The organism is Arthrobacter sp. YAF17 (genome assembly GCF_052113365.1).
Taxonomy (GTDB): domain Bacteria; phylum Actinomycetota; class Actinomycetes; order Actinomycetales; family Micrococcaceae; genus Arthrobacter.
Genome location: NZ_JBFRDB010000001.1, coordinates 83,104 through 110,075, shown reverse-complemented (window position 1 = coordinate 110,075; position 26,972 = coordinate 83,104). Strand labels below are relative to the sequence as shown.

30 protein-coding genes and 2 pseudogenes are annotated in these 26,972 nt (G+C 65.8%); 22 read left to right on the top strand and 10 right to left on the bottom strand.

What is annotated here, in order from left to right; genetic code table 11:
* Positions 1-1,161, top strand: a complete 1,161-nt coding sequence (locus tag AB4Y67_RS00545) for a glycerate kinase (protein WP_441403868.1) — start codon at positions 1-3, stop codon at positions 1,159-1,161.
* Positions 1,162-1,236: 75 nt separating this feature from the next.
* On the opposite strand, the gene AB4Y67_RS00540 is transcribed toward AB4Y67_RS00545, so the two are convergent.
* Together AB4Y67_RS00540 and AB4Y67_RS00535 are read right to left on the bottom strand one after the other, a co-directional pair.
* Positions 1,237-2,175 carry a 5'-3' exonuclease gene (locus tag AB4Y67_RS00540; RefSeq protein ID WP_441403867.1) on the bottom strand — a complete coding sequence of 313 codons (939 nt, stop codon included), beginning with the start codon at positions 2,173-2,175 and terminating at the stop codon, positions 1,237-1,239.
* 98 nt (positions 2,176-2,273) lie between these two features.
* Positions 2,274-3,140 carry an MIP/aquaporin family protein gene (locus tag AB4Y67_RS00535; RefSeq protein WP_441403866.1) on the bottom strand — a complete coding sequence of 289 codons (867 nt, stop codon included), beginning with the start codon at positions 3,138-3,140 and terminating at the stop codon, positions 2,274-2,276.
* A gap of 207 nt (positions 3,141-3,347) precedes the next feature.
* Between AB4Y67_RS00535 and AB4Y67_RS00530 the strand changes: the two genes are divergently transcribed.
* Together AB4Y67_RS00530 and AB4Y67_RS00525 are read left to right on the top strand one after the other, a co-directional pair.
* Positions 3,348-4,118 carry a potassium channel family protein gene (locus AB4Y67_RS00530; protein ID WP_441403865.1) on the top strand — a complete coding sequence of 257 codons (771 nt, stop codon included), beginning with the start codon at positions 3,348-3,350 and terminating at the stop codon, positions 4,116-4,118.
* A 237-nt stretch (positions 4,119-4,355) separates the two neighbouring features.
* Positions 4,356-5,792 (top strand): DUF2252 domain-containing protein, encoded by a 1,437-nt coding sequence (locus tag AB4Y67_RS00525; protein ID WP_441403864.1) that lies wholly within the window; start codon positions 4,356-4,358, stop codon positions 5,790-5,792.
* A 12-nt stretch (positions 5,793-5,804) separates the two neighbouring features.
* Here AB4Y67_RS00525 and AB4Y67_RS00520 read toward each other — a convergent pair whose 3' ends face one another.
* A complete protein-coding gene (locus tag AB4Y67_RS00520) occupies positions 5,805-5,939 on the bottom strand; it encodes a hypothetical protein (RefSeq protein WP_441403863.1) in 135 nt (44 codons plus the stop codon).
* A gap of 61 nt (positions 5,940-6,000) precedes the next feature.
* Here AB4Y67_RS00520 and AB4Y67_RS00515 point away from each other — a divergent pair, with 61 nt between their 5' ends.
* A complete protein-coding gene (locus tag AB4Y67_RS00515; RefSeq protein ID WP_441403862.1) occupies positions 6,001-6,144 on the top strand; it encodes a hypothetical protein in 144 nt (47 codons plus the stop codon).
* A 174-nt stretch (positions 6,145-6,318) separates the two neighbouring features.
* Here AB4Y67_RS00515 and AB4Y67_RS00510 read toward each other — a convergent pair whose 3' ends face one another.
* Positions 6,319-6,975 carry a TetR/AcrR family transcriptional regulator gene (locus AB4Y67_RS00510; protein WP_441403861.1) on the bottom strand — a complete coding sequence of 219 codons (657 nt, stop codon included), beginning with the start codon at positions 6,973-6,975 and terminating at the stop codon, positions 6,319-6,321.
* A 113-nt stretch (positions 6,976-7,088) separates the two neighbouring features.
* Here AB4Y67_RS00510 and AB4Y67_RS00505 point away from each other — a divergent pair, with 113 nt between their 5' ends.
* From AB4Y67_RS00505 to AB4Y67_RS00460, 10 genes are all read left to right on the top strand, one after another.
* Positions 7,089-7,502, top strand: coding sequence for a carboxymuconolactone decarboxylase family protein (locus tag AB4Y67_RS00505; RefSeq protein ID WP_441403860.1), 414 nt, complete (start codon positions 7,089-7,091; stop codon positions 7,500-7,502).
* A 105-nt stretch (positions 7,503-7,607) separates the two neighbouring features.
* Positions 7,608-8,399 carry an NAD(P)-binding domain-containing protein gene (locus AB4Y67_RS00500; protein WP_441403859.1) on the top strand — a complete coding sequence of 264 codons (792 nt, stop codon included), beginning with the start codon at positions 7,608-7,610 and terminating at the stop codon, positions 8,397-8,399.
* Positions 8,400-8,573: 174 nt separating this feature from the next.
* On the top strand, positions 8,574-9,266 hold the full coding sequence (locus AB4Y67_RS00495; RefSeq protein ID WP_441403858.1) for an alpha/beta hydrolase: 693 nt from the start codon (positions 8,574-8,576) through the stop codon (positions 9,264-9,266).
* 163 nt (positions 9,267-9,429) lie between these two features.
* On the top strand, positions 9,430-10,071 hold the full coding sequence (locus tag AB4Y67_RS00490; RefSeq protein WP_441403857.1) for an NADPH-dependent F420 reductase: 642 nt from the start codon (positions 9,430-9,432) through the stop codon (positions 10,069-10,071).
* A gap of 257 nt (positions 10,072-10,328) precedes the next feature.
* Entirely contained in the window at positions 10,329-11,495 is a 1,167-nt protein-coding gene (locus AB4Y67_RS00485) for a cytochrome P450 (RefSeq protein ID WP_441403856.1), read from the top strand.
* Positions 11,496-12,740 carry a non-homologous end-joining DNA ligase gene (gene ligD / locus AB4Y67_RS00480; RefSeq protein ID WP_441403855.1) on the top strand — a complete coding sequence of 415 codons (1,245 nt, stop codon included), beginning with the start codon at positions 11,496-11,498 and terminating at the stop codon, positions 12,738-12,740.
* 27 nt (positions 12,741-12,767) lie between these two features.
* Positions 12,768-13,316 carry a TOPRIM nucleotidyl transferase/hydrolase domain-containing protein gene (locus AB4Y67_RS00475; RefSeq protein WP_441403854.1) on the top strand — a complete coding sequence of 183 codons (549 nt, stop codon included), beginning with the start codon at positions 12,768-12,770 and terminating at the stop codon, positions 13,314-13,316.
* 122 nt (positions 13,317-13,438) lie between these two features.
* Positions 13,439-13,765 carry a DUF1905 domain-containing protein gene (locus tag AB4Y67_RS00470; protein WP_441403853.1) on the top strand — a complete coding sequence of 109 codons (327 nt, stop codon included), beginning with the start codon at positions 13,439-13,441 and terminating at the stop codon, positions 13,763-13,765.
* Between the two features lie 141 nt (positions 13,766-13,906).
* Complete coding sequence (locus AB4Y67_RS00465; protein ID WP_441403852.1) at positions 13,907-14,785, top strand: glycerophosphodiester phosphodiesterase family protein; 879 nt, start codon at positions 13,907-13,909, stop codon at positions 14,783-14,785.
* Positions 14,786-14,925: 140 nt separating this feature from the next.
* Positions 14,926-15,453 (top strand): DUF427 domain-containing protein, encoded by a 528-nt coding sequence (locus AB4Y67_RS00460; RefSeq protein WP_441403851.1) that lies wholly within the window; start codon positions 14,926-14,928, stop codon positions 15,451-15,453.
* An 88-nt stretch (positions 15,454-15,541) separates the two neighbouring features.
* Here the strand turns inward: AB4Y67_RS00460 and AB4Y67_RS00455 are convergent, their stop codons facing one another.
* The 3 genes from AB4Y67_RS00455 to AB4Y67_RS00445 form a co-directional block, all read right to left on the bottom strand.
* Positions 15,542-16,318 (bottom strand): type 1 glutamine amidotransferase domain-containing protein, encoded by a 777-nt coding sequence (locus AB4Y67_RS00455; protein ID WP_441403850.1) that lies wholly within the window; start codon positions 16,316-16,318, stop codon positions 15,542-15,544.
* A 282-nt stretch (positions 16,319-16,600) separates the two neighbouring features.
* The gene (locus AB4Y67_RS00450; RefSeq protein WP_441403849.1) at positions 16,601-17,080 is read right to left on the bottom strand and encodes a GNAT family N-acetyltransferase; all 480 of its coding nucleotides are present in this window, start codon (positions 17,078-17,080) and stop codon (positions 16,601-16,603) included.
* A 121-nt stretch (positions 17,081-17,201) separates the two neighbouring features.
* Complete coding sequence (locus AB4Y67_RS00445; protein ID WP_441403848.1) at positions 17,202-17,630, bottom strand: DUF7144 family membrane protein; 429 nt, start codon at positions 17,628-17,630, stop codon at positions 17,202-17,204.
* 402 nt (positions 17,631-18,032) lie between these two features.
* Between AB4Y67_RS00445 and AB4Y67_RS00440 the strand changes: the two are divergent.
* Positions 18,033-18,410, top strand: a pseudogene (locus AB4Y67_RS00440) (DUF427 domain-containing protein).
* Positions 18,411-18,622: 212 nt separating this feature from the next.
* Positions 18,623-19,306 carry a DedA family protein gene (locus AB4Y67_RS00435; RefSeq protein WP_441403847.1) on the top strand — a complete coding sequence of 228 codons (684 nt, stop codon included), beginning with the start codon at positions 18,623-18,625 and terminating at the stop codon, positions 19,304-19,306.
* A 52-nt stretch (positions 19,307-19,358) separates the two neighbouring features.
* Here the strand turns inward: AB4Y67_RS00435 and AB4Y67_RS00430 are convergent, their stop codons facing one another.
* Together AB4Y67_RS00430 and AB4Y67_RS00425 are read right to left on the bottom strand one after the other, a co-directional pair.
* Complete coding sequence (locus tag AB4Y67_RS00430) at positions 19,359-20,147, bottom strand: SDR family oxidoreductase (RefSeq protein WP_441403846.1); 789 nt, start codon at positions 20,145-20,147, stop codon at positions 19,359-19,361.
* A complete protein-coding gene (locus AB4Y67_RS00425; protein WP_441403845.1) occupies positions 20,144-21,025 on the bottom strand; it encodes a helix-turn-helix transcriptional regulator in 882 nt (293 codons plus the stop codon). Before AB4Y67_RS00425 ends, AB4Y67_RS00430 begins: the two co-directional genes overlap by 4 nt.
* Before the next feature lie 102 nt (positions 21,026-21,127).
* Here AB4Y67_RS00425 and AB4Y67_RS00420 point away from each other — a divergent pair, with 102 nt between their 5' ends.
* The 6 genes and pseudogenes from AB4Y67_RS00420 (at position 21,128) to AB4Y67_RS00395 (ending at position 25,666) form a co-directional block, all read left to right on the top strand.
* Complete coding sequence (locus AB4Y67_RS00420) at positions 21,128-22,579, top strand: MFS transporter (RefSeq protein ID WP_441403844.1); 1,452 nt, start codon at positions 21,128-21,130, stop codon at positions 22,577-22,579.
* Between the two features lie 243 nt (positions 22,580-22,822).
* Positions 22,823-23,706, top strand: a pseudogene (locus tag AB4Y67_RS00415) (aldo/keto reductase).
* Positions 23,707-23,726: 20 nt separating this feature from the next.
* On the top strand, positions 23,727-24,743 hold the full coding sequence (locus AB4Y67_RS00410; RefSeq protein ID WP_441403843.1) for an aldo/keto reductase: 1,017 nt from the start codon (positions 23,727-23,729) through the stop codon (positions 24,741-24,743).
* The gene (locus tag AB4Y67_RS00405) at positions 24,740-24,886 is read left to right on the top strand and encodes a hypothetical protein (RefSeq protein ID WP_441403842.1); all 147 of its coding nucleotides are present in this window, start codon (positions 24,740-24,742) and stop codon (positions 24,884-24,886) included. Before AB4Y67_RS00410 ends, AB4Y67_RS00405 begins: the two co-directional genes overlap by 4 nt.
* Positions 24,887-24,923: 37 nt before the next feature.
* On the top strand, positions 24,924-25,256 hold the full coding sequence (locus tag AB4Y67_RS00400) for a carboxymuconolactone decarboxylase family protein (protein WP_441403841.1): 333 nt from the start codon (positions 24,924-24,926) through the stop codon (positions 25,254-25,256).
* A gap of 8 nt (positions 25,257-25,264) precedes the next feature.
* A complete protein-coding gene (locus AB4Y67_RS00395) occupies positions 25,265-25,666 on the top strand; it encodes a (R)-mandelonitrile lyase (protein ID WP_441403840.1) in 402 nt (133 codons plus the stop codon).
* A gap of 221 nt (positions 25,667-25,887) precedes the next feature.
* Here AB4Y67_RS00395 and AB4Y67_RS00390 read toward each other — a convergent pair whose 3' ends face one another.
* The gene (locus AB4Y67_RS00390; protein ID WP_441403839.1) at positions 25,888-26,967 is read right to left on the bottom strand and encodes a tartrate dehydrogenase; all 1,080 of its coding nucleotides are present in this window, start codon (positions 26,965-26,967) and stop codon (positions 25,888-25,890) included.
* Positions 26,968-26,972 lie beyond the last annotated feature (5 nt).

The following is a 26,972-nucleotide window of genomic DNA, read 5'->3' as shown; positions in this document are numbered from 1 at the left end:
ATGCACAACGCCACCGCCCCGAGAACCGTCCGCGCCCTCATCGCACCCGACAAGTTCAAAGGCAGCCTCACCGCCGGCGAAGTAGCGGATGCCCTGGCCGCCGGGCTCCGCTCGGCAGCCAGCTCCACCGGCACGGCCGGAGCGGTCCACTGCGAACTGCTCCCTTTGGCAGACGGAGGCGACGGCAGTGTTGACGCCGCCGTCGCCTCCGGCTTCAGCAGGCGCAGCCACACCGTCGCCGGACCCACCGGCCAGCACGTCCCGGCCAGCATCGCGTTCAACGGCGTCACCGCCGTCGTCGAGGTCGCCAACACCTGCGGTCTCGCGCTCCTGCCGGACGGACAGCTGGCGCCGCTGGACGCCTCAAGCCGAGGCTTCGGCGAAGCAATCCTGTTCGCACTCAGCCTCAACCCGGCCCGGATAGTACTGGCCCTGGGCGGCAGCGCCAGCACGGACGGCGGCATGGGGATGCTCGCCGCCCTCGGCTATGGGTTCCGCGCCGCCGACGGCCGGCAGCTGTACGGCAGCGGCAGGGAACTTGCCCAAATCTCCACCGTCCATGGGTCCCCGCTTCCTAAACTGGCCGGCACTGACCTCATCGTCGCGAGCGATGTCCACAACACGTTGCTCGGCCCCCAGGGCGCGCCCGCGGTCTTTGGACCCCAGAAGGGCGCCGGACCCGGCGACATCGCAGCCCTGGACCAAGGCTTGGGCTATTTGGTTGCCAAGATGACGGCAGCAGGGTTTCCCAACGCGGCGGCTCTCGCCGGGCACCCAGGAGCCGGAAGCGCCGGAGGCATCGGCTACGCCTGCCTGCTGCTGGGCGCGCAGCAGGTCTCCGGCGCCGACTACTTCCTGGACCTGTTGGACTTCAACACCCGCAAGGACAACTGCGACGTCGTCATCACCGGCGAGGGCAGGATCGACGAACAGACGCTGGCCGGGAAGCTGCCCGCCGCCGTCGCACGCCGGTCCGGTCAACGCCCGATCATCGCCGTTGCGGGCCGCTCCCTGCTCCCCCCGGATCGGTGGTCCGATCTGGACCTGACGCGGGTCTACACCCTGGCCGATTACACCGACCAGGATTCCGCCAAGGACCCTGGGCTTTCCGCCGCCCTACTTCGCCGGATCGGACGCGACATCGGAACCAGCCTCCTGTAGCTTCACCGGCGGCAGAAGCGCCCGTCCGGGGGGGGGGTAACACGGGCGGGCGCCTCAACAGTGGCGCCGGCGCGCTCATTGCAGCCGGTCGAGAGCCTCGAGGAGCCGTCCGACCGAGCCGCCAAGGTTCCACTCGGTCGCGAGACGCTCCAGTTCGGCACGCGCATCGCCCGCGACAGGCCGCAGCTGCGCGCCCGCCTCCTCAAGCGTGGGCAGTTCGAGGTCACGGACGACATTCACGACGGCGGGCGCCACCGCAAGGTAGTCGGCGGCCGCTGCGAGCTTCGACCGCACGGACGCGGACAGCCCACTTCCGGGATCGGCCGCCGCCGCGAGCAGCCCGTCGAGGGTGCCGTATTCGCCAAGCAGCGACGCGGCGGTCTTTTCACCGACGCCGGCGACGCCCGGCAGTCCGTCGGAAGAGTCGCCGCGGAGGGTCGCGAAGTCGGCGTACTGCCCGGGCAGCACACGGTACTTGCCCACGACCACCGCGTCGGTGAGGACCTCGAGGTTTCTCATGCCGCGCGCCGTGTAGATCACCCGCACCTGCCTGGCGTCGTCGACGATCTGGAAGAGGTCGCGGTCCCCCGTCACGACGTCGACGGGAAGCCCGGCGTGGCTGGCGTAGGTGCCGACGACGTCGTCGGCCTCATGCTCGGCAGCCCCCACGACGGCGATGCCGGCGAGGTCGAGCACCTGCCGGATCAGCGGAATCTGCACCTGAAGCGCGTCGGGCACGACCTCCACATCGGGGGCACCCGCCACCACCTCGGCAACCCGGTGCGACTTGTAGCTCGGGATTAGGTCCACGCGCCACTGCGGACGCCAGTCATCGTCCCAGCACGCCACGAGATGCGTCGCCTCGTAGTCGGTGGTGAGGCGGGCGATCATGTCGAGCAGCCCGCGGACGGCGTTCACGGGCGTGCCGTCGGCGCGGCGAATCGTGTCGGGAACGCCGTAGAAGGCACGGAAGTACAGCGACGCGGTGTCGAGCAATATCAGACGTGGGGCCATGACTGATCCTGACACGGCGGTGCCTGTTCGCGCTGGACCGTCCCTTCCGTGTTGTCATCGGCGGTCAAGAGGGACGAACGCGCCCGTCCAGCCGGCCGCTATGCGTCCTTTTCCTGGGCGGCCTCGGTGAACAGGGCTCCCTGTGCAGCTTCGGAACCCGACGTCCCGCCCCCTGCGCCGCGCAGAATGAAGGCGATTCCGACGGCGGCCGCTGCGCCGGCCAGTGGCCCGGCGACATACACCCAGTAGTGGCTGAAATTTCCGCCTACAAGATCGGGCCCGAAAGTCCGTGCCGGGTTCATCGATGTGCCGGAGATGGGACTGCCCCACAGCCCTGCCAGGGCGATGTAGCCGCCTACCGCGAACGCCCCGAGCAGTCCGATGTTCTGGGCCCCGGACGCGGTTCCGAGGATGACGCTTACCAGCGCCAGCGTCAGCAGCGCCTCCATCCAGAACGCGGCGACCGCCGGGTAGTCGGCGGCCGGGTAGTTCGAACCGAAGGTGGCGGAGACGCCGATGACGGCCTGCAGCAGCAGACAGGCGAGCGTCGCGCCGAGGAGCTGAACGACGATGTAGCCCGGCACCCGGCGCCACGGGAAGTCACCGCGGAGCGCGAACGCAAGGCTGACCGCGGGGTTCAAATGGGCACCCGAGACCTTGCCCATGAACAGGATGATCCCCATCACCATCAAGCCTGGAGCCACCACAGCCGACGTGCGGCTGATGACGCCGGGGAAGGCCTGGCTCATCATGCCACCCCCGGCAGCCACGATGACAAGCAGAAATGTGCCGTACAGCTCCGAGAACAGGCGCCGCCATTCCTGGCGTGGATCATCGAAATCCTGGATTCGTAGCAGGAGGTTCTGCTCGACAGTTCCCAGCTCGCTGGCGAGGTTTCGCTCATGCACGTGGGCTTCACGCGCACTCTTGCGTCCGTTTCCGTCCTTGCCCTGCTTTTCCGCCATGGCCTTCGCCTCCGCCGGTGCTGGCTTCGTGACCTGCCGTGCCCTCCGCGGGCCGGCACCCCGAGAAGCCCAATGTACCGCTGCCGGCGGTCTGCTGTCATCGCAGTTCCCCTTTCTGTTCGGGGAAGGTAGCGCTGGCGTCCCCCGAAAGGATCTGGCCGGCCGGTTCCTGAGGACATCCGGGAAACAAAGTCCTACGATTCAGCCATGAAGCAAGAGACGTGGAAGAAGTATTCCGAGTGGCCCCTCGTCGGTGCGGCATTTCTTTTCCTGGCGGCGTATTCCATTCTGATCATTGCGGAACCGCCCGCCCCCTATGCGGACGCTCTGGTCATTGTCATCTGGTCAACATGGGCTGCCTTCGGAGTCGACTACGTCGTGAAATTGCTCCTGGCGCCCCGGCCTGGTCGATGGTTCATCTGCCACCCTTTGGAGTTGCTGATGGTGGTGCTTCCGGTGATGCGTCCATTACGGCTCCTGCGGCCCTTCACGTTGCGTCAAGTCATGGACCGGGCACCGGGCACTGCCATCAGATCGCGCGTCCTGGCCTACGTCATTGCCTCCGCCGTCATTCTTGTCTACACCGTGGCCCTGAGCGTCCTCAGCTTCGAAAAGAGCGCCGCGAACGCGAATATCACCACGATGGGTGATTCCCTGTGGTGGGCGGTGGTCACGATCACAACGATCGGTTACGGCGACTTTTATCCCGTCACTGTGCCGGGCCGTTGGGCTGCCGCCGCGCTGATGATCGGCGGGTTTGTAGTCTTGAGCATGGTTACCGCGACTGTGTCTTCCTGGCTGGTTGAAAGTGTCACCGCCGCAACCAATGCGCGGACGAAAGCGGGCGAATTCGCAAGGAGCGAGGAGCTCGCCCGGCTCACGGCGCAGATCGAGAGGCTCCATCACCGGCTGGCCCTCGGCCCGGAGGAAACAGGCAGTGGCCCCACGGAACTCAAGCCACGCCAGGAACCAGGTTAGGGGCTGCAATGTTGGCAGCCGGGCGGGCGGCGCGTCGGCAAAGAGCGGTGCGCCAGCAGTGCGTTGACGATTTAGCGCCGCAGGGCCACAATCGCATTGTGACGGCGGTCAAGATACGTGACTACGCAGCCATTTTGATGAGCACGGAGCCAAGGCGCCTTTGCGCGCTCAGCCTGGACCGGCGTCGGGCACTTAGTGCCGGCGGCGGTTCCTGAGGTAAGTGGGAGGTCGCCGATCATGGCCGAAACCAAAGTCAAGCACCCGAGCGTCGAAAAACGTCGCGCAAAGGGTAAAGGGTCCCGGGAGAAGACGCCCGTCTCCAGCCACGCAGGCTGGACTCCCGCCCCCGACCGCCCGGATCCGGTCGCGTTGCTTGAGGAACAGAACCTCACCCGGGAACAGGACCTGGTACCGGTGCGTCACGGCCGGATGCTGGTTTCACCGTTCACGTTTTACCGTGGTGCGGCCAAGATCATGGCCGCCGATCTGAAAGACACCCCGAGGGCCGGCCTCGTGTCCCAGCTGTGCGGGGACGCCCACCTTTCCAACTTTGGGGTCTTCGCGTCGCCAGAGCGGAATTTGTTGTTCGACCTGAACGACTTCGACGAGACCCTCCCGGGCCCGTTCGAGTATGACGTCAAGCGGATGGCCGCGAGTTTCACGATTGCGGCGCGGAACAACGCGTTCACCAAGGAAGAAACGCGCGAGGCGACTCTCACCGGGGTTCGGGCGTACCGCGAGGCCATGACGGAGTTCGCGCAGATGGGCACCCTGGACATCTGGTATGCCCGCCTGTCCGAGGAGCAACTGATGGAAACCCTCGGGCTGGCCGTGGCAAGCCAAAAGGGCAAGGCCCTCAAGAAGGCCGCCGCGGGCATGGAAAAGACGGCGCGACAGAACGTCGCAAAGGCCCACACCCGTGACAGCCTGCAGGCGCTCTCCAAGCTCGCCGAGCGCGTGGATGGGAAGTACCGCATCGTCAGTCAGCCGCCGATCGTCATCCCGGTCCGGGATCTGGGTGAGTCATACGGCATGTCTGGCGATGAACTTCAGCGGGTGATTCGTTCGCAGCTTCGTTCCTACCGGGCCACACTGCCAGATGACCGGCGTATCCTGCTTGAACGCTTCGAAGTCATCGACGTGGCCCGCAAGGTGGTGGGCGTCGGCAGCGTCGGCACCCGGGCGTTTATCGCCTTGCTCCAGGGGCGCGATGACCAGGATCCGTTGTTCCTGCAGGTCAAGGAGGCCACGAGATCAGTGCTCGAGGACCATTTGCCGAAGAGCCGCTTCAAGCAGCCTGGCGAGCGTGTGGTGCAAGGGCAGCGGATGATGCAGGCCGCGAGCGACATCTTCCTGGGGTGGACCAAAGGGGCGCAGGAAAACCGGTACCTGTACTGGCGCCAGCTGCGTGACATGAAGGGGTCAGCCATTGTGGAAGCGATGAAGCCCCTCGGCATGAACTTCTATGCCAACGCATGCGGGTGGACGCTGGCGCGTGCCCACGCCCGGTCGGGCGACCCGGTTGCTATCGCTTCCTACCTCGGCAAGAGCGACAAGTTCGACCGATCCATCACCGATTTTTCCGAGCGTTACGCCGACCAGAACGAAAAGGATTACGAGGCCTTCGCCGACGCGGTTCGTACGGGCCGACTGGAGGCAACCGACACCATTTAGGCCTCCACGAGGTCAGGGGCCGGGCGGGAGCGGCGGGGCGTGGTCATCCCTTTTGGCCACCTTTTCCGGGCACTGTGCGGCAATTGCGCGCCGCCCCCTGCCCAGGACGACGACGGCGGCCAGACCGGAGGCTGCGAGGAGTGCCACGCCCCAAGCCGTCAGCATTGCGCCAAGGCGGGCGACCGACTGCCCGGCCAGTGCCTGCACCGTGAGCAGTGCAACGCAGCTGGGCAACCTCCTCGCCGGGTTCGCCCCGATGGTCGCCGCGATGCTCCTGACCACCGGTCCGATGGGCTGGCTGCCGGTGCGATTTTTGGGGCCGCTGCCGCCGGCATCGCGGCCATTGCGGTGATCCGGATGCCCGAGACCGCGAAGATTCCGACGGAGTCGCTCGGTGGCCCACGGGCGACTGCCGTGACCAGCCGGCCAAACCCGGATGAGCTCCTCCAGCCTGCCCACACACTGGCCGACTAGGGGAAAGCGGCTGACGGCACTGTTCGTAAGCAGCGGCCCGGAGCTGAGCCGCTCACTCCGGGCCGCTGCTCCGCTGGGCTGCAAAGGCGGGTAGCAGGGTGGTGACGAGCCGCTTGCCAAAACCGTCGTCCATGGGCGCGCCGCTCAGGAAGAATCGGTAGTAGATGGGGCCAAGCAGGAGATCGGTGACCATTTCCGGGTCGAGGTCGGCCCGGAGTTCTCCCCTGGCAATGCCGTGGGCAACCAAGGCGCCCACGTCAGCCAGCCGGTGGCTGACCACCCGCTCCCGGTAGACCCTCGCGAGTTCGGGATCGGCGGCTACCTCCGACACCAGGCCCTTCATGATCCGGCCCATCACGGTGGAGCTCATGAGCTCTACCGTCCTGTCCACAAGTTTCGTCAGCTCAGTGCCCGCATCCTCAGCGTAGGGCCGCGTGCTGACGTCGCCGACCATGTCCAGCAGGACAGCCAGGGCCAGATCATTCCTGGACCGGTAGCGGCGATAGATCGTTGTCTTGGCTACTCCGGCCCGCGCGGCAACACCTTCCACCGTCAGGCTGCCGAATGCGGCCTCCCCCAGTAACTCGCGCGTGGCGTCGAGGATCAACCGCTCGGACCGGGCGCGGCGCCCCGCATGCCCGGACCCTGCGGGCTGCTTCACCGCTGCCAGGTCTGCCGGCGACCCGCCGGCCCCCTTAGAGAAATTCATTTCCTAAACCTACCTTCCGCAGACAGCTCCTTCGGTGATAATCTAGTTACGCAACGTAGCGTTTCGCCAATACCAGCGAGATGCGTGACGGACTAGCCAAAAGGAAGACCGAGATGACCACAGATCGCTACCAGCGCGGGCTCGACCGCATGATGGAGCTCGTCTCCACCGAACACACCAACACTTTCGACCACGCCAAACTCGTGGAGTCCTACCAGAGCCTGGACGCGGACCTGTCCGACTACATCGTCTCTTTCGCTTTCGGGGACATCTACTCCCGGGACAGCCTCACCCAGCAGGAGCAGACGATGGTGACCATCTCCACGCTGGTCGCTCTGGGCACCGAGCCACAGCTGAAGCTGCACATCAACACCGGCTTCAACGTGGGCCTGACAAAAGAGAAGATCGTCGGCGCCCTGATCCACTGCATCCCCTACATCGGGTTCCCCCGCGTCCTGAACGCTCTGACCCTCGTCAAGGCCGTCATGGCCGAGAGGGGCCTCACCCCGGCGTCATCCACGGACTGAGACAGGTCCTGCACCCCGCCGGCCGCGCGGCACCCGCCGGCAGCACGCCTGCCGCGCCGGGGAATTCCCAGCCATACCCTCCCCGCTCACAGCAAAGGAAAGCTCATGCATTTAGTAATTGGCCTCGGCCCCATCGGCGGAAACATCGGCGCACGCCTCGCCGAGCTGGGTCAAGGGGTCTACGGCTACGACTTCAACCAGGACCGCATCCGCGAGTGGTCAGAGGAGAACAAGTCAGCCGCCGGCAGCGACCTGGCAGCTGTTGACTGGCCGTCAATCGACAGCGTGCACATTGCCGTGAGATTGGCGGACCAGGTCTCCTCAGTGCTCGCGGCCCTCCAGGCCCATACCGACAAGCCGCTGACAGTCTTTGTCCACACGACCCTCGCCCCGGAGGATGCCCGCAGGATCCTCCCCTCGGCCCCCGGCGCCTGGCGGGCGTTCGAGGCCCCCGTCTCGGGCGGCCCCCACGGTGCACGCCATGGCTCGATGACCGTCTTCCTCGCCGGACCGGCCGCCACGCCGGCAGAGGACAAGCTACTGGCCGACATTGCCGGCAGCGTTTTCCGGATGGCGTCCTACGGCCAGCCCGCCCTTGTGAAGCTTTTCAACAATGCCCTGGCCACCTACAACCTGGCCGCCACCGCCCGGATGCTCAATCTGGCGGCGGATCACGGAGTGCCGGCCCGGGACCTCCTGGAAGTTGTCGGCGTGTCCACCGGCCAGAGCTGGATGAGCGACAACTTGTCCGACGTCCAGTACGACCTGCTCCTCAAGGACGTGGGACTGCTCCGGGGCGAACTCGGCTCACTGCCCACCGCCAAACTCGACGGCGACGTCGAACACGCGATCCTTCGCGCACGCTCCCTTCTGAGCCCTGATTCCCCAAACCAATAACCGCGAAACGGACGCGGCGGCGACAGCGAAATCCAAGGTAGTACCATCCACCGGCGCCAGCGTGCTCCTTTCCCGGACGCAAGCTGCTGAACATTGTCGCGGGAATACCCCATCTCTCCTGATTGTTGAAGATTCAATAAAGCACGTTGTGCCCACTACCAATCAGGAGCCTCCATGAGCATTCCCGAAGCACCCGGCGCCGCAGGCACTCCACCCGTCTGCCCGCCACCCGCAGTGGCCACGGCCGGGTCCTCCGACCCGGCGGCGCCACTCGTGATCCTGCTGCACGGCCGCGGTTCCAGCGAACGCGAAATCATCGCCCTCGCCGACCACCTCCCGGCCGGCCCGGCCTACGCCGCAGTTCGGGCGCCGATAGCGGAGGGCGGAGGCTATGCCTGGTTCGCCAACCGCGGCATCGGCCGCCCGGTTGCGGAATCGCTGGCCACCTCCATGGCCTGGTTCCGCACCTGGCTCGACACCGCCGCCCCCGCGGGCCGGCCCGTAACACTGGTCGGATTCAGCGGGGGTGCAGCATTCGCCGGCGGGCTGATACTTGACGATCCGCAGCGCTACTCCGGAGCGGCCATTTTGTATGGCACCCTCCCGTTCGACGCCGGGGTCCCCGTCACGCCGGACCGGCTGGCCGGCCTTCCGGTCTTCGTCGCCCAGGGCGACCAGGACACAGTGATCCCCCCGGAACTGCTGGCCCGCACCTGGCAATACCTGCAGACGGAATCTGCCGCCCGCACCCACACCCGCCGCGACCCCGGAGGGCACCGCATTACGGAACAGACGCTGGGCGAACTCGGGGACTGGATCCACGAAACCTCGCCCTTCCCTGAAGCCGCCGGGACCCTCCACCCCTGAGCCCCTGGGCCAACGCCAACAGCTTCCGGAAGCCCTTCCGCCAAAATACTTGACGCTTCAACTTTTCAGGAGTACGTTAGTTGTAGCTTCAACTAACGCTCCCTCAGTAGAACAGAATCTGATGAAAACCCTCCTGGCCCGCATTTTCGGAAAGAAGACCCCCATGACGAACCTCACCATCATCGGCAACGGCAACATGGCCCGCGGCATCGCAACCCGTGCCCTCGCCGGCGGCCAGACCGTCGAGATCCTCGGACAGGACGCCGCCAAGGCGCAGGAACTGGCCGCCGAGCTCGGCGCCGGCGTCACCTTCGGCACCACGGTTGACGCTCCTCAGGGCGACATCGTGGTCCTGGCCGTCCCGTTCGACGCCGCGAAGTCCATTGTCAGGGCCTATGGCGATGCTTTGGCCGGCAAGACCGTCGTGGACATCACCAACCCGGTGAACTTCGAGACGTTCGATTCCTTGGTTGTTGAGCCCGGGAACTCCGCCGCCGAGGAAATTGCGCAGCTTGCCCCCGCCGGAGCCCACGTGGTCAAGGCCTTCAACACGACCTTCGCCGGCACCCTGGTGGCCGGCCAGTCAGGCGGACAGCCGCTGGACGTCTTCATCGCCGGTGACAATGCAGCAGCCAACGCTGCTGTCAGCACCTTCGTCGGCGCAGGCGGAATGCGCCCCCTGGTGGTCGGTCCGCTCAAGCGCGCTCGCGAGCTGGAAGGCTTCCAGTTCGTCCTCATGACCATGCAGGCCAACCCGGAGTTCGCCGACTTCAACTGGGACACAGGACTCCAGGTCACCAAGTAGCAGTAACCGGCTGCTGGCAGCAGCCGGAACCAAGAGCACGACGGCGGGAAGTTTCCCGTCGTCGTGCTCTATCGTTTGCCGCTGGCGAGCCCCTCCCTCCGTGCGGGATGCTGCCAATGGAGCGCAAAGCCGCCGCACTTCCCTACTGACAGGCTAAGCAGGCGTCGGATAAAATCGGGGTCCCACGGTCCATCAACCCGACGCCCCGACGGTACGGCCAGACCGACAGATCGCCGGGCTGAGCAGAGAGGCCAGCCATGGACTTCGTCCCCGCCACCGGGCAACCGCTGGATCCGTTTCCCCAGTACGAGCGGATGAGGGAATCCACACCAGTCTTTCTCGACGAGCAATCGGGAAGTTGGCATGTTTTCCGTTACGACGACGTGCAGCGGGTGCTGTCCGAGCACGCCAGTTTTTCCTCGCGAATGGGCGGCGACGAGTCGTCCGAGGCCGGTCACTTGTTCGCGTCGAGCCTGATCACGACAGACCCGCCGCGGCACCGGCAGCTACGCTCGCTGGTCACCCAGGCCTTCACGCCGAAAGCTGTGGATGCACTTGCTCCCCGCATCTCGGAGCTCACGGCCGCGCTTCTTGAGGAGATCACTTCCCGCGGAACCGCGGACCTGATCGGGGCGCTGGCGTACCCGCTGCCGGTCATCGTGATCTCGGAACTGATGGGGATTCCCGCGGAGGACCGTGACCGCTTCAAGCGGTGGTCCGATGTGATCGTGAGCCAGACGCGGACCGGCGCGGCGACTGAGGACCACCAGGCCGCGAACCAGGAGATGACCGAGTACTTCCTGGACCTGATCGAACAGCGGCGGAGACGGCCAGGCGATGATTTGATCAGCAACCTGCTTGCCGCCGAGATTGACGGGCAGAGGCTGAACGTGGGTGAACTGCTGGGCTTCTGCGCCCTGCTGCTCGTCGCGGGCAATGAGACAACCACCAACCTGATCGGCAACGCGGTTCTTTGCTTCACCGAAGTGCCCGGCACCATTGATCGGTTGTTGCAGGAGCCGGCGTTGCTTCCCCAGGCCATAGAAGAAGTGCTCCGCTTTCGCTCCCCCGTCCAGTCCATGTACCGGGTGACCGTTGCTGACACCATCCTGGGCGACGTCCAGATCCCGGCCGGCGCCCCGGTGGTGGCCTGGATCGGCTCCGCGAACCGAGACGAGCGGCAGTTCGAGCGGCCCGCCCAGTTCGACGTCGACCGCGGCCAGATCCGGCAACTGGCGTTCGGCCACGGCATTCACTTCTGCCTTGGTGCCCCGCTGGCACGGCTCGAGGCACGGATCGCGCTGGAGGCCACCCTGACCCGGCTGCCCGGGCTGACCCTCGCCCCGGGTGCCCGGCTGGAACGGATGGACAGCACCATCGTCTACGGAGTGAAGTCGCTTCCGGTCAGCTGGAACGCGGCCTGAATGAACCCGTCGAAGACGCCGGCCGAGATCCTTAGTATTGCCGGCGCCGAGGTGAGTATCTCCAGTCCGGACAAGATGGTGTTCCCCGAGCCCGGGCTGACGAAGCTCGATGTGGTCCGCTACTACCTCACCGTCGCTGATGGTGCGCTGCACGGCGCCGGCGGACGGCCCATGGTGCTCAAGCGCTTCCCGAAAGGGATCGACGCCGAGCCGTTCTTCCAAAAGCGTGTACCGGAAAACCATCCCGGCTTCGTCGACACGGCGACGCTGCACTATGCGTCGGGGACTTCAGCCGAGGAGGCCGTCATCCGGGATGCTGCGGGCTTGGCATGGGTCGTGAATCTGGGATGCCTGGACCTCAACCCGCACCCCGTGCGCGCCGAAGATCTCGAGCACCCTGACGAGCTCCGGGTCGACCTCGACCCGATGCCGGGGGTCGACTGGAAGCAAATCGTCGACGTCGCCTATGTCGCACGGGAGGTGCTCAACGACGTCGGACTGGTGGGGTGGCCCAAAACGAGCGGCTCACGGGGACTCCACATCCTGGTGCGCATCGCGCCCCGGTGGTCGTACCGCGATGTGCGGCTCGCCGCCGAGACCCTCGCCCGGGAGGTCGAAAACCGGGCTCCGGGCCTCGCCACCGCGCGGTGGTGGAAGGAGGAACGCGGGGAGAGTGTGTTCGTCGACTTCAACCAGAACGCCAAAGACCGCACCGTGGCATCGGCGTATTCGATCCGGTCCCTGCCCGACGCCCGGGTCTCGACTCCGCTCACCTGGGCCGAGGTCACCTCCACCCGGCCGGAACAATTCACCGTACTCACGGTTCCCGAGCGGTTCGCCGACGTCGGCGACCCCCACTCCGGCATTGACGACGCGGCCGGTTCGCTCGACGGCCTGCTCGGTTTGGCTGCCGAGCTCGGCCCCGCCGAGAAGCCGCCGCGCAGCGGCGACGGCGCGGGCCGCCGGCAGTCGGTGATGCCGCTGGTCGAGGTGGCACGCACCAAGACCAAGCCCGAGGCGATTGCGGCGCTCGACGAATGGAAGACCACGCATGCGGGCCTCGTCCCTGCCCTGCATCCGGCCGACATACTCGTCGACGGAATGCGCGGATCGAGTTCCCTCTGGTACCGGGTGCGGGTGAACCTGCAGCACGTCCCCGAAAATCAACGTCCGCCTCTGGAAGACCTCATCGCTGACTACAACCCCTGGGCGGGCAAGGAGTGGCCGGGGCGCACCGGGCCCTGACACCACCGCGTCCGACATACTGGTTACATGCAGGCTACGACGGTGTTGGTCGAGGGCGAGAGTGACCGGCTGGCGGTCGAGACGCTGGCTATTCGCCGTGGCTTTGACCTGACAGCCTTGCGGGTGTCGGTCGTGCCGATGGGAGGTGCGACCAGCGTCGTCCGGTTCCTCGACCGCTACGGCCCGAATGGCGCAGACCACCGGTTGCTCGGCCTGTGCGATGAGGGCGAATCCCGTGGCATCGCCCGCGCGCTCGGTCGTGCAGGTATCGGGCCCGGTCCGCTGGCTGAGCTTGGGTTCCATGTCTGTCGGGCCGATCTAGAGGACGAACTCATCCGCTGCCTGGGGATCGACGCTGTGCTCAACGTCATCGCGGCTCAAGGCGAGCTCGCGTCGTTTCGGCTCCTGCAACGCCAGCCGTCACTGCGGGAGCGGCCTGTAACGGAGCAGTTGCAACGGTTCTTCGGAGGACGCAGCGGCAACAAGGTCCGGTACGCCCCGTTGCTGGTCGACGCACTGCCGGCCGGGCATGCGCCTCCGCCGCTCGCCCGGCTCGTTGCATCATTGGTCGTGTGATCGCCCGGCTCGGCTCCGGAAAATGGCCTGCCGCTCCATCCTTGACCTGCCCGAGGTCAGCGGCCGGCGCCCACCGGAAGGGGCATTGATAACGCGGCGTCCGGCCACTACCGTTACGTGACGTGGACGTGACTTTCAGCGCGGATGTGTTCGAATGGCGTGGCCCCGCGCCCTTCTACTGGGTGTCGCCGCCCGCGGACGTATGTGACTACCTGCGGGCGGAGGCAGCGGCCGTCACCTACGGGTGGGGAGCCATCCCGGTGTGCGTGCGGATCGGCGGCACCGTATGGGAGACCTCGCTGCTGCCGCGCAACGGTGGGTACGTCCTGCCGGTAAAAAAGGCGGTCCGCGCACAGGAACATTTCGGCGGTGGCGACACCGTGTCGGTGGCCATGAGCGTGGCTCCCCGCGGGGGTCGTGCCGCCAATGGCACCGGCCCAACCGTGTGAGGCACCGGCGGAAAGCACCAAGACCTGATCCCTGACAGTTCACCTGCTGGCCATGGGCAGTTCGATGCGGGTGCACAAAGTTTCGAGAGCCTAGGTGGGCGTGACCGGCACTTGCCGGTTCGGAACAGGAAGAGGTTTTACATGCGTCGCACAGAACGCGTGCTCGGGATCGTCACGGGGTTGGCAGTGGCCGCCCTAAGTGCCTTCACCGCACCGGCCGCGCAGGCCGCCCAGAGCATGGCACAGGGCAACGGGCCTCATTCCACCGTCCAGGTCATCGCCCACCGGGGATCCAGTGGCGCAGCCCCCGAAAACACCCTCGCAGCCGTTGAACTCGCGCTGCAGCAGGACGCCGACGTGGTCGAGAACGACATCCAGCGCACCGCCGACGGCGCCCTTGTGATCGTTCACGACACGACTTTGGCCCGCACCACCGACGTCGAGACTGTCTTTCCCGACCGGGCACCGTGGAACGTCCGCGACTTCACCCTCGCCGAGATCAAGAAGCTCGACGCCGGCTCGTGGTTCGCGCCCGAGTTCGCCGGCCAGCGCGTGCCGACGCTCGCGGAGTGGGCGCACGCCGTCGGCCGTCAAACCGGCATGCTGCTGGAGGTCAAGTCGCCCGAGCTCTACCCGGGCATTGAGATCGATGTCGACAGGGAACTGCGAGCCCTTCCCGAATTCACCCAAGCCCTGCGGCACGGCCGGGTAATGATGCAGTCCTTCAACCACGAGTGGCTGCGCGCCTATGATGCTTTAGCGGTCGACGTGCCGGTCGGTCTGCTCTTCGCCGGTGGCCCGCCGTCCGAGGCGCAACTCGCCGACGCCGCCACCTGGGCGCAGGCTGCCAACCCGGCACTCGGCGACATCACGCAAAACACCGTCGCGATGATCCATAGCTACGGCCTGAAGACGTACACCTGGACCGTGAACGGCGGCCAGGACATGCGCCGCGCCATTAATTGGGGCGTCGACGGGGTCATCACCAACTACCCACAGGTGCTGCGCGACATCCTCTAGACTCGGCGCCGACACTTGCGGCTTAACAAGTCCGGTGCCGGCTTCGAGGAAGGCTCCGTCCGTTTCGGACGGAGCCTTCCTTGGCACTTCCTCCCCCGCGTTCGCGGTGCCCTTCCAGCGGAGGATGACACCATGGGGACATGACTCCTGCTCCAGGCGTATCCGGCTTCTTTCGGCGTCCCCAGCCCATCAAACCCAAGGCGGGTCAGGAATCGGTGTGGGACTACCCGCGGCCGCCAAGGGTCGAGCCGCGATCCGAACGGGTCATCGTGCGGCTGGGCGGGCAGATGATTGCCGACACCACCGAGGCAGTGCGCGTCCTGGAGACGAGTCATCCGCCTGTCTACTACTTGCCATTGAGTGCATTCCCTCCCGGTGTACTCGTCCCGGTCGAGGGCACCAGCTTCTGCGAGTTCAAGGGAGAAGCGCAGTACTTCGACGTCGTTGCCGGCGGAGTCGTTGTTCCCCGTGCCGGGTGGACTTATCCAAATCCGGCGCCGGGGTTCGAGTCGCTCAGTAGCCGGGTGGCCCTCTACCCGCGTCACATGGACTCCTGCGAGGTCGACGGCGAGCTGGTGACTTTCCAGGACGGTGACTTCTACGGCGGTTGGATCACCGGGCAGGTCGTTGGTCCGTTCAAGGGCGGCCCGGGCACGGCCGGGTGGTGAGCACACCGCCCTAGCGCCGGCAAGACTGGCACGTCCTCCGGCTGGCGGCCGCCCCGTCGCCGGGGCGGCCGCCAAGTTCAGTGCGCTGTTAGTGCTCCGCTTCTGCGGCAGCCTTCTTGGCGTTTTTCTCGGCGTCCTTCTCGGCCCGCAGAGTCTCTGTCTCGTGCTGTTCCTCGGCTTTTTCCTGGCGGATGACCGCTGCGAAGAGCTTCTCCATCTCCTTGGCCACGCCGGCGGCTGAGGCCGGGTTCTGACCGGTCACCAGCCGGTCGTCGACCACAACCTTTTCCTCGAAGACACCAGCGGAGACGTGGGTGGCGCCTTGTTCCTCGAGCCGGTCTGCCAAAAAGAACGGGATGACCTTGTCCTTCCCCGCGGCAACTTCCTCGTCGTTGGTGAAGGCGGCGACCTTCCGGCCCTCGACCAGGCGAAGCCCGTTCTCCAGTTCCACGTTCAGCAGGCCGGCCGGTCCGTGGCAGACCGCGCCCACCAAGCCGCCGGCGTTGTAGACGCTCGCCACCAGATGCTGCAAGCCTTCACTGTCGGGGAAGTCCCACATGGTGCCGTGCCCGCCCACGAGATAGACGGCGTCGTACTGGTCGGGATCAACGACGTCGACGCGGGCAGTGTTGTAGAGACCTGCGCGCGTGGTCTCGTCCTCTGTGAAGGCGACCTGGAGAGGATCTTCCGAGTCCACCTCGTCGCGCGGGGGCTGGCCGCCCTGGATGGACGCGAAGTCGACGAAATGCCCGGAATCCTTGAAGACCTTCCAGGGATGGGCAGCCTCGGCCACGTTGTAGCCGGTCTTCTCCCCTGTATCGCCGATCTCGGAAACGCTGGTCAGTACCATGAGGATCTTCTTCATGAAATGCTCCTTTCGTCCGACTTCCACCCTACGCCCAGCCCAATTTCCCGACTGGATGCTGCCGTGGCCTTCGGCCGTCGCACCCCTGGCGCGCTCCTGCTTGCAGCTCTTCTGCGGCGGCCGACCATATCCGTGCCGGCGCCGGAAGAGGCGTTCCGACGGTTACGCGAATTTGCCGGGGCGAACCATCAGACTCTGCACGACACGGCAACGCACGTCATCAACCGCACGCTCAGTCTGTAGCCGGCCTGTAGCCCGGCGGCATGGGCGAATGGCCCGCCGTCAGAGCTCGCGATAGTAGTACAACATGGGGTCCGTCTGATTGGGTTCGGTGTTGCTGAACCCGCGTACTTCATAGAACCGGCGTGCGTCGGTGTCCTCGCCGTCGACGTTTATTTCCATTAGCTCGCCGCCCCGGTCTCGAACCAAGTCGCACGCTGCATCCAAAAGTGCGCTGCCCAGGCGACGGCCGCGCAGGCCTGGACGAACGTAGAGCTCGTCGAGGATCGCGACCGGACCTGGGTACCAGACGTTGGGCCGGAAACTAAGCACGGCAAGACCGCCCGCTGGCTCGCCGATGAGCAGCCCGACCACGTCGTCCCCCGCCAAGAGCAGTCCCAGCCGCGCTCGAAGCTCGTCCGGGTCCGGCGTCGGAGTCGAAAACTCGCTGTTGAAAGCATGAAGCAACCGGGCAACGGCAGCGGCGTCGGCCGGCGTCGCCCGCCGCGGCCTCTGGACGCTGGCCGAATCGTCGGGGGTCATGGCTTCATCATGAGGAGCAGGCGAGGCGAAGTCCACCATGACCGCGCACAATCGGTGGACCCCCGCCTGCCGGTTTCCCGTTGACTCCTGGTTCGAGAGGAATCCTGTTTGCGTTTCCGGTTTAGGAGTTTGGCGGGGTTTCTCCGGTCCGTAGCTCGTCGCCGTGGGCGATGACCGCGTAGATGATCAGCACGTCGATGGCGATGACGATCAGGGACCACCATGGCTGCGCCGGAATGAGCATCAGTTGGACGACCGCACTGACGCCCGCAACGACGACAGCAACGATTCGGGCCCACGTTGCACCGGAGAAGAGCGCGACCGCGGTGAGGATCAAAAGCACCCCAAGGGCCACGTTCCACCAGCCCCACCCCTTGGCATCGAAGAGGAAAAGAGCGTTAGGCGTGGACAAATAGTAGCTGTCGGGCCCTGTGAGCGCGACGAGGCCTTGAAGGCCGCTGAAAACGCCATTGATTATCAATATGACTCCGGCGAAACGGACCCAACCGGTCCAGCCAGTCGAAGCGACAGGATGATGGGCAGTACTCATTTTGCCGACCTCTTTCCGTTGAATGCTCTGTCGTCGGCCTCAGGGTCGGCGCAGTCGTGTCGTGAAGCCCGTACCGATTCCGGTTATGTTCCTCGCAGTCCGGGCCGGTCAACCTAGATCCGAAGGTCCTCCGCTACTCCATCCTGCGCCTCGGTGAAATGCGGCACCTCATCCGCGACGGGGGATCTCAGACCAAGATACTGATCCAGCAGGCCCATCGTTCACCATTGCGTAGCAGGAGGAACGAGCTGCCGCCGAGCACGGCGGTGACAAAGCTGGCTGCAATTGCGACGAAAGGTCCCCGTCGCAGGAATGGTTCCTCAATAACGTCACGGCGCAGGTGGGACCGTTTGGTTCCGGCCATCACGGTGGCATCCCAGCGGAAGATGACACCATGGGGACATGACTCCTGCTCCAGGCGTATCCGGCTTATTCCGGCGTCCCCAGCCCATCAACCCCAAGGCCGGTCAAGAATCGGTGTGGGACTACCCGCGGCCGCCAAGAGTCGAGCCGCGATCCGAACGGGTTCAAGGGAGAAGCGCACTACTTCGACGTCGTTGCCGGCGGAGTCGTCCTTCCCCGTGCCGGGTGGACCTACCCGGCACCCGCCCGCGGTTTTGAGGCACTCAGTACCCGAGTGGCCCTCTACCCCGGTCACAGGACTCTTGCGAGGTCAACGGTGAGCGGGTTTCCGCGCAAGATGGCGACTTCTATGGCGGTTGGACCACCGGGCAGATCGTTGGTCCGTTCAAGGGTGGCCCGGGCACGGCCGGGTGGTGAGCACAGCGCTCTTGCGCCTGGCGCCGCAGGCCTGAAAAGCAGTGCCGCCGTCTGGCCCGGCCGGGGCCGCCGCGGGCTCTTGACGCGGCCCGGGCCACGAGGGTAGACAAAGGCCATGCTGGTGTCGCGGGGCCAGGACCGCAAATCAAACGCGGGCGGCGCGGGGACCGTCATTGTGACCCAGGGCGGAGCAGCGGAGTGAGGTGTGAGCGATGACCGGATTAGCTGCCCTCCGCTTCGCGGCGCTCGGCTGGGCAGGCTTCGTCGCCGCGGAAGCGGGGATTGCGGACGATTGGGGGTATTACTTCGGGGTCTTCGTGATTGTGCTGGCCCAGTGCGCCGGTGTCCCGCTTCCCGCCGTGGCCGTACTGCTTGGGGCCTACGCCTCGGCTCGCCACGGCGATCTGAACCTCGTTGCCGTTATCGCGGTCGGCAGCCTCGGCGCCATGCTCGGGAGCACCATTGGCTACATACTTGGGCGCGTGGGAGGCCGTCCGTTGATGCTGCGACTTGCGCAGCGCTTCCACGCAGACGAGAACCGCATCGTCCAACTGGAGTCGTTCTTCGACCGGCACGGCGGCTCGGCATTGTTCTTCGGCCGCTGGGTCATTGTCGTCCGGCTCTGGGGCGCCATTGCCGCGGGGGCCGCCAAGATGCCGTGGCCCAAGTTCCTGCTGTGGACCATCACAGGGTGCATTGCCTGGGTCGCCAGCCTCAGCGTTCTCGCCTATCTGGCCGGGGCGGTTGCCCATGCGATCGGTGACGCCCTCGACATCGGCGGCTGGGTGCTGGTCCCCATCCTGGCGCTTGGCCTAGTGTTTGTCTGGCGCCGGCGCAGACGCCGGAAGCTCAAGTCAGCGGAAGGGGCAGGGGACGGCGTGCCCGACGCCGACTGAAGGCCGGGGCTTCATTGTCCCGCCGGGATCAACGCCGGCCCCGCCCTGAACGCTAGTCCCCGGCGTTGAGGCGTCCTGCTGTGATGGTGGCGAGGTCGTCACGGAACAGTTCGGGCTCGCTCTCCGTGGGGAGGTCCACAAGGTCTTCGGCCGCGTCGAGGGATTCCCCTGAGTCTGGAGTGAGGGCGGCGAAGACGGTGGTGAGCTCGTCTTGTTCCGGTCCCAAGTCAGCAATGAGTTCGAGAGTTTTGTGGTTGGCGGCGTCAATGTCAAGGCTGTCGATGAGGACCCGGGCGATTTGGTCCCGGGCGATGACACCGTCAGCGGGTGAGCCGGACTGTCGCCCGTCGCCCTGGAGCATAACGATCTTTCGCTGGTCGGGCTGGTTGTAATCGAACCACCCGGGGCGCACGATCGTGTACGGATTGCCGCTGGCGCGGATGAGCCGCTCGCTGCGCAGCTTCCACTGGGCGTAAGCGACGCCGGGCCGGGTGGTGCCGATGGCGGTCATAAGGGCAATCCGCGCCTGGCGGGGGCCCAGAGCGCGGAGGACGTTCGCGACGCCGGTGTAGTCGTTGTCGCGCACGTCCCGTTCACTAGTGGTGGTTCCATGGGTGAATACGATCGCGTCGACTCCCTCGACGGCCGGGCCGAGGGTTTCGGGACGGGTCAGCTCCCCGATCACCAGGTCCACGCCTTCTGGGAGAATGCCGGCGGCGCGGGCCTGGTCGCGCACGAGCGCCCGCACCGTGTAGCCCTGTTGCAGCGCCGCGGCCACGGCGTAGCGGCCGATGCTTCCGGTGGCACCGACAATCAGAACAGTGGAGGGACGGCGGCTCATTTCTTCTCCTTGACTGTGGCCCTTGTCGTTTCACCCTGGGTGGCGGCCCAACTGGCCAGGACTTTCAGCGCGTCCTCGGAGGGTGTGCCGGGATCTGCTGTGTACACATTGATACGCAGTCCCGGGTCTGCGGGGAGTTCCAACGCTTCAAAGCTCAAGTCCAGATCCCCGACGATCGGGTGGTGGAGCCGTTTGCGGCCGGCACGGTGATACTTCACGTCGTGCCGGGCCCACCGGGCGCGGAACTCCTCGCTTCGGGTTGAGAGTTCACCGATCAGGTCAGTGAGGTCCTTGTCGTACGGGTTCTTCCCGGCTGTGGACCGCAGGACRGCGACGATGTCATCCGCCGCCCGTTCCCAATCGGCGAAGAACTCCCGCGCTTTCGGGTTCAGGAAGGTGAACCGTGCACTGTTCGGCGGAGTGGTCTGTTCGGCCATCAAGTCCAGATACAGGGCACGGCCCAATTCGTTGGCAGCGAGGACATCACCGCGGTCGTTGCGGACCCAGGCCGGCGCCGTCGTGATCGCCTCGATGACGCGTTGCACACTCGGCCGCACTGTCTGCGGACTGCGCTTGCGCCGCACCCGTGGGGAGGCTGTGGCCGCGCGGGCCAGGTCAAAAAGGTGGGCCGTTTCGGCGTCGTCAAGCTTCAGGGCCCGCCCGAGGGCTTCGAGGACGCTGTCCGAGGCGCCGGAGAGGTTTCCCCGCTCCAGCCGGATGTAGTAGTCGATGCTCATTCCGGCGAGCATGGCGACTTCCTCGCGTCGCAGCCCGGCAACGCGCCGGTTGCCTCCATAGACCGGCAGGCCGGCTTCATCCGGGGTGATCCTTGCGCGGCGGGAGGTCAGGAATTTCCGCACGTCGTCGCTGTGTGTCATGGCTTCCACGCTACCCGCGGCCGCTGGCGCGAGGGAGGCACTGCCATTACCCGGAACGGCTGTGACTCCCAGCCCGTGCGGAATCGGGGTTGCATTGAAAGCATGAAACCTGAACCCACAACCGCTCCCCACCCGGCAGCGATCTTGGCGATCATCCTCGTCAGCTACTTCATGATCCTGCTGGACAACTCGGTCATCTTCACCGCCCTGCCGAGCCTGCAGGCTGACCTGCGGCTGAGCACCGGTGAGCTGTCCTGGGTTCAGGATGCGTACACGCTGGTCTTTGGCGGCCTGCTGCTCCTCGGCGCCCGGGCAGGAGACCTTCTCGGACGCCGGCGGGTCTTCGTCGTCGGGCTGGTGGTGTTTTCTATCGCGTCCCTGCTGATCGGGCTGGCACCGGCTGGCTGGTGGGCGATCGCCGGCCGCGCCGTCCAGGGTATCGGGGCGGCGATCGTGGCACCCGCCTCACTGTCCCTGCTTACCGCGAGCTTCCCGGAAGGCCGTGAGCGAAACCGGGCGGTGGCGTTGTACGGCGCTACCGCAGGGATCGGCGCCAGCCTCGGTCTGGTTATCGGCGGGGCGCTGGCCCACTGGATCTCCTGGCGGGCCGGGTTCTTCGTCAACGTACCCATTGGCGCCGCGATGATCGCACTCGCACCCCGGTTCCTCCCGGAAACAGGCCGGGCCACCGGCCGCTTCGACGTGTTCGGCGCGCTCAGCGCGACACTGGGCGTCGGCGCCCTCGTGTTCGGGATCATCAACACCGTCGATGCGGGATGGACTTCCCCGGTGACGGTCACGGCCGTCAGCGCCGGCGTCGTGCTCCTGGCCATGTTCGTGCTGATCGAGCGCCGCGTGGCCCAGCCGATCCTGCCGTTGCGGCTGTTCGCGAGCCGCCGCCGCACCGGCGCCTATGTTGCGCGCTTCCTGTACCTGGGCGCGATGATCGCATTCTTTTTCTTCACCACCCAGTTCCTGCAGGAAGTACTGGGCTTCGACCCCCTGCAGGCCGGTCTGGGATTCCTGCCCATGACCGCAGTCAACTTCGCTGTTGCAATGAGTATCCCGAAGCTCATGGGGAAAATGCCGGGTTCAATTCCGCTCGTGACCGGCATCCTGGTCACACTCGCCGGGATGTTCTGGCTCAGCCGTGTCGGCGTCGACTCCGGCTATCTGGCCGGTGTGGCCCTGCCGATGGTCCTCATTGGCGCGGGCCAGGGCCTCGCGTTTGCGCCACTGACCTCGTTCGGCATCGTCGGCGCCCCTGCGGCCGACGCCGGAGCGGCGTCGGGACTGGTCAACACCTTCCACCAGGTCGGCACCTGCCTTGGGCTTGGCATCGCGGTCGCGGCGGCAGCGACCGTCCCGACGGCGGGTTCCGCAGTCGCGTACCTGGCCGCGCAGGTCAGCGCCGCGCTCACCACCGGCAGCATCCTCCTGCTCCTGGCGCTGGCAGTCGCCGCGGCGCTCATCCTGCCCGCAGAATTGGCCGGGCGCCGTAAACGGACGTTGCCCGCGGCGCGGCCCGTGGAACTGGCCGAGATCGCCAGCTGAACCACCAAACCCGAAGGGGGCCCTGTCAGTACCCTGATCGGCCGTGACTCCCACGAAGTACGTGACCGGAGTTGACTGGAATATATCCGACAACCAAGTAAGGAATTTCACCATGCGAGCAACACTGATGTACGGCGCCGGCGACGTGCGCGTCGAAACCGTTCCGGCCGGCTACCAGGCCATGGCCCGCCGCGAAGCGCTCAAAGTGCTCGTCCGCCCGTAAGCGAAGGAACAGGACAAACCATGAACATCACACTCAACAACGGGGTCATCATGCCCGCTATCGGGCTCGGCGTCTTCCAAAGCGCTCCCGAACTGACAACCGCCGCCGTCGAGGCCGCGCTGGCCACCGGCTACCGGCACATCGACACCGCAGCCGCCTACGGCAACGAGCGGGAAGTCGGGCAGGGGATCCGCACCTCCGGCCTTGACCGTGCCGAGGTGTTCATCGAGACCAAGGTCTGGGTCAGTGACTACGGCTACGACCAGACACTGCGTGCCTGGGATAAGGCGACGGGCAAACTCCGCGTCGACTATCTGGACCTGCTCATCCTGCACCAGCCCGCCCCCGACCGGTTCGAAAAGACCATCGCTGCCTATAAGGCGCTGGAGGCGCTGCTTGCTGACGGACGGGTGCGGGCGATCGGTGTCAGCAACTTCATGCCGCACACCACCTGCAGCAGCTGCTCGACGCGACCGACGTCGTCCCGGCCGTAAACCAGATCGAACTACACCCGTACTTCACCCAGCCCGACGTCCAGGCCGCCGATGCCCGGAACGGGATCCTTACCCAGGCCTGGTCACCGATCGGCGGGATCACCTTTTACCCAGGGTGGGGTGAGGAGCGGCGCAACGTCATGGAAGACCCCACAATCGCCGCCATCGCGCAGGCCCACGGGAAGAGTCCCGCGCAGGTCATGCTCCGCTGGCACCTGCAGCTCGGACGCTCAGCCATACCGAAATCCACGAATCCGGCACGCATCGCCGAAAACTTCGACGTGTTCACCTTCGAACTCAGTGCCGGCGAACTCGCCGCCATCGACGCGCTCGACACCGGAATGCGCAACGGCCCGGACCCGGACCAGGCCCGCGAAGAGCGCTTCGCCATGGTCATCCCCGAAGCCTAAGACAGAGACAAGGAATCATCATGGAATACCGTCCCCTCGGCCGCACCGGTGTGCAGGTCAGTCCCTTGTGCCTGGGCGCGATGATGTTCGGCCCCTGGGGCAACAAGGACACCGCCGATTCCGTCCGCATCATCCACCATGCCCTCGACGCGGGCATCAACTTCATCGACACTGCCGACGTCTACTCCGGCGGGGCGTCCGAGGAAATCGTCGGGCAGGCACTGGAAGGCCGGCGCGATGACGTGTTCCTCGCGACTAAGTTCTTCATGCCCATGAGCGAAGACCCCAACCAGCGCGGCGGATCCCGCCGCTGGATCATCCGCGAAGTCGAAAACTCCCTCCGCCGCCTGAACACGGACTACATCGACCTCTACCAGGTCCACCGGCCCAGCCCGGACACCGACGTCGAGGAGACGCTCGGTGCCCTCACCGACCTCGTCCGCCAAGGCAAGGTCCGCTACATCGGTTCGTCGTCGTACTCGGGATCCCAGATTGTGGAGGCCCAATGGGCCTCCCGGGAACGCAACCTGGAGCGGTTCGTCACCGAGCAGCCGCCCTACTCGGTCCTGGTCCGCGGCATCGAGGAAGACATCCTCCCGACAGTGCAACGCCACGGCATGGGGACCCTCACCTACAGCCCGCTCAGCGGCGGGTGGCTCTCAGGGCGCTGGCGCAAAGACTCGGCGTCCGCACCCACGTCGTCAGCCCGCCCGAGCGCGCGGTTCGATATGACAAGTCCGGCCAACCAGCGAAAACTCGACATCGTCGAAGACCTCGCCCAGCTCGCCGAACAAACCGGGCTGACGCTCATCGAACTGGCCATCGCGTTCGTGATCCACCACCCGGGCGTCACGGCAGCGATCGTGGGACCGCGCACCATGGAACAGCTCGAGTCGTACCTGCCCGCAGCGGACATCAGGCTGGGTGCCGACGTGCTGGACCGCATCGACCAACTCGTCGCCCCCGGCGTGACCGTCAACCCCGACGACAACAGCTACGGCGCGCACGAGCTCACGCCCCAGGCACGACGGCGGTGACCGACGTGACCGCCACGGCCCCGAAGTTGCTCCACACCGCGTGGTGCCAGGCGATGGTTTCCGGGGACCTGACGCTGCGCTCCTGGTTCGAACCCCGCGGAGACGGCTGGGTCATCACACGCACCGTGGCATCCACCTGGTAAGTCCCACTTCGGAGTCCAAATTGAAAGAAGGATCATCATGAATGACCAACCCAAGCAGCTCGGAGGTGGCCGAAAAATGTTCGGCGACTTCGCACCGAAACTCGCCGAGCTCACCGACGATGTGCTTTTCGAGGACGTCTGGAACCGGCCAGAACTCAGCGCCCGCGATCGCAGCCTCATCACCGTGGCCGTACTCACCGCCGGCGGGAACACCGGCCAGCTGGGCTTCCACCTCGGCCGCGCCCTCGAAAACGGCGTAACCCAGGAGGAGCTCATCGAAGCCATCACCCATGTCACCCTCTACGCCGGCTGGCCCAAGGGCATGTCGGCAATGGGCGTCGCCAAGCAACTCTTCACGGACAACGGCTAAGGAAAATCATGAACATCGAACCTTCAGCGCCGACCACGAAGAACCCGGCGGCCCAATTCGCCGGCGACGTGTGGCTTGACCCGATCGCACTACCCCACGAGAGCGACCAGACGATGGTCGTCGCGACCGTCCGCTTCGCCCCCGGAGCCCGCACCGCCTGGCACTCCCACGAGCACGGCCAGTACCTGCGCGTCACCCAAGGTGTGGGCCGATTTGGTACCCGGGACGGAGGGATCATCGAAGTCCACCCCGGCCAGACGCTTTACACCCCGCCCGGTGAGGAGCATTGGCACGCGGCCGCGCCCGGCTGCTTCATGGAACACATTGCCATGCTCCAAAACGGTGAAGACCCGTCCAAGACCACGACTTGGAACGAGCACATCACAGACGAGGAGTACAACGGCCGCTAGGAGCCGGATCACCGGCCCAAGCCGTGGAGGGGGCTTGTCCCCTCGACGTTCAGGCACCAGCCGCGGCCCAGCATCATCGACGGTTCCGGTGCGGAGGATTTGGCCGTGCTGGCGGATCTGGACAGTCGCTCCGATAAGCCGGCGCCAATTGACGTACTGGCGGAGCATGATCCGCTCTCCGACGGCAACTGCCTGCCGGTTGTTGGGTGCGGTTGATGGGGTCATGGTGCGGTCAGGGCAGATGCCACTGCTTTGCCCAGTTCTTCTGTGGTGGCGTTGCCGCCCATGTCGGGTGTGAGGGCTTTTTGCCCGTGGGCGAGCACGGTTTCCATGGCGGTGGTGATGGCTGCCGCGGCTTCGGGTTCTCCCAGGTGTTCGAGCATCATGGCCGCGCACCAGATTTGCCCGATGGGGTTGGCGATGCCCTTGCCGGCGATGTCCGGGGCGGAGCCGTGGACGGGTTCGAAGAGGCTGGGGAATTTGCGTTCGGGGTTGATGTTGCCGCTGGGGGCAATGCCGATGGTTCCGGTGCAGGCCGGTCCGAGGTCGGAGAGGATATCGCCGAAGAGGTTGCTGGCGACGACGACGTCGAACCAGTCGGGGTGCATGACAAAGTTAGCGGCCAGGATGTCGATGTGGTACTTGTCCACGTTGATCCCTGGGTAGGCGGCGGCCATGGCCTGCACCCGCTCATCCCAGTAGGGCATGGTGATGGAGATGCCGTTGCTCTTCGTGGCGGAGGTCAGGTGCTTCTTGGGCCGGCTTTGCGCCAGTTCGAAGGCGTATTTGAGGATCCGGTCCACGCCGGTGCGGGTCATGACGGTTTCCTGGAGCACCGTTTCGCGGTCGGTGCCTTCGAAGATCTTCCCGCCGATGCTGGAGTATTCGCCTTCGGTGTTTTCGCGCACGACGTAGAAGTCGACGTCGCCCGGGACCCTGCCAATCAGAGGGCTGGACACGCCGGGCAGGAGTTTGGCCGGTCGGAGGCTGACGTACTGGTCGAAGTGGCGGCGGAACTGCAGGAGACTGCCCCACAGCGATACGTGGTCGGGGACGACGTCGGGCCATCCGACGGCGCCGAAGAAGATGGAATCGAACTGGTTCAGTTCCTCGAACCATCCGTCTGGCAGCATTTTTCCGTGCCGGGTGTAGTAATCGGCCGAGGCGTAGTCGAAGTGTTCGTAGGTGAGGTTCAGGTCGAAGGCTGAGGCTGCAGCGTCCAAAACGCGCAGCCCTTCGGGCACGACTTCGGCGCCGATTCCGTCGCCGGGAATGACTGCGATGCGGTGGGGTTTCGACATGAGGA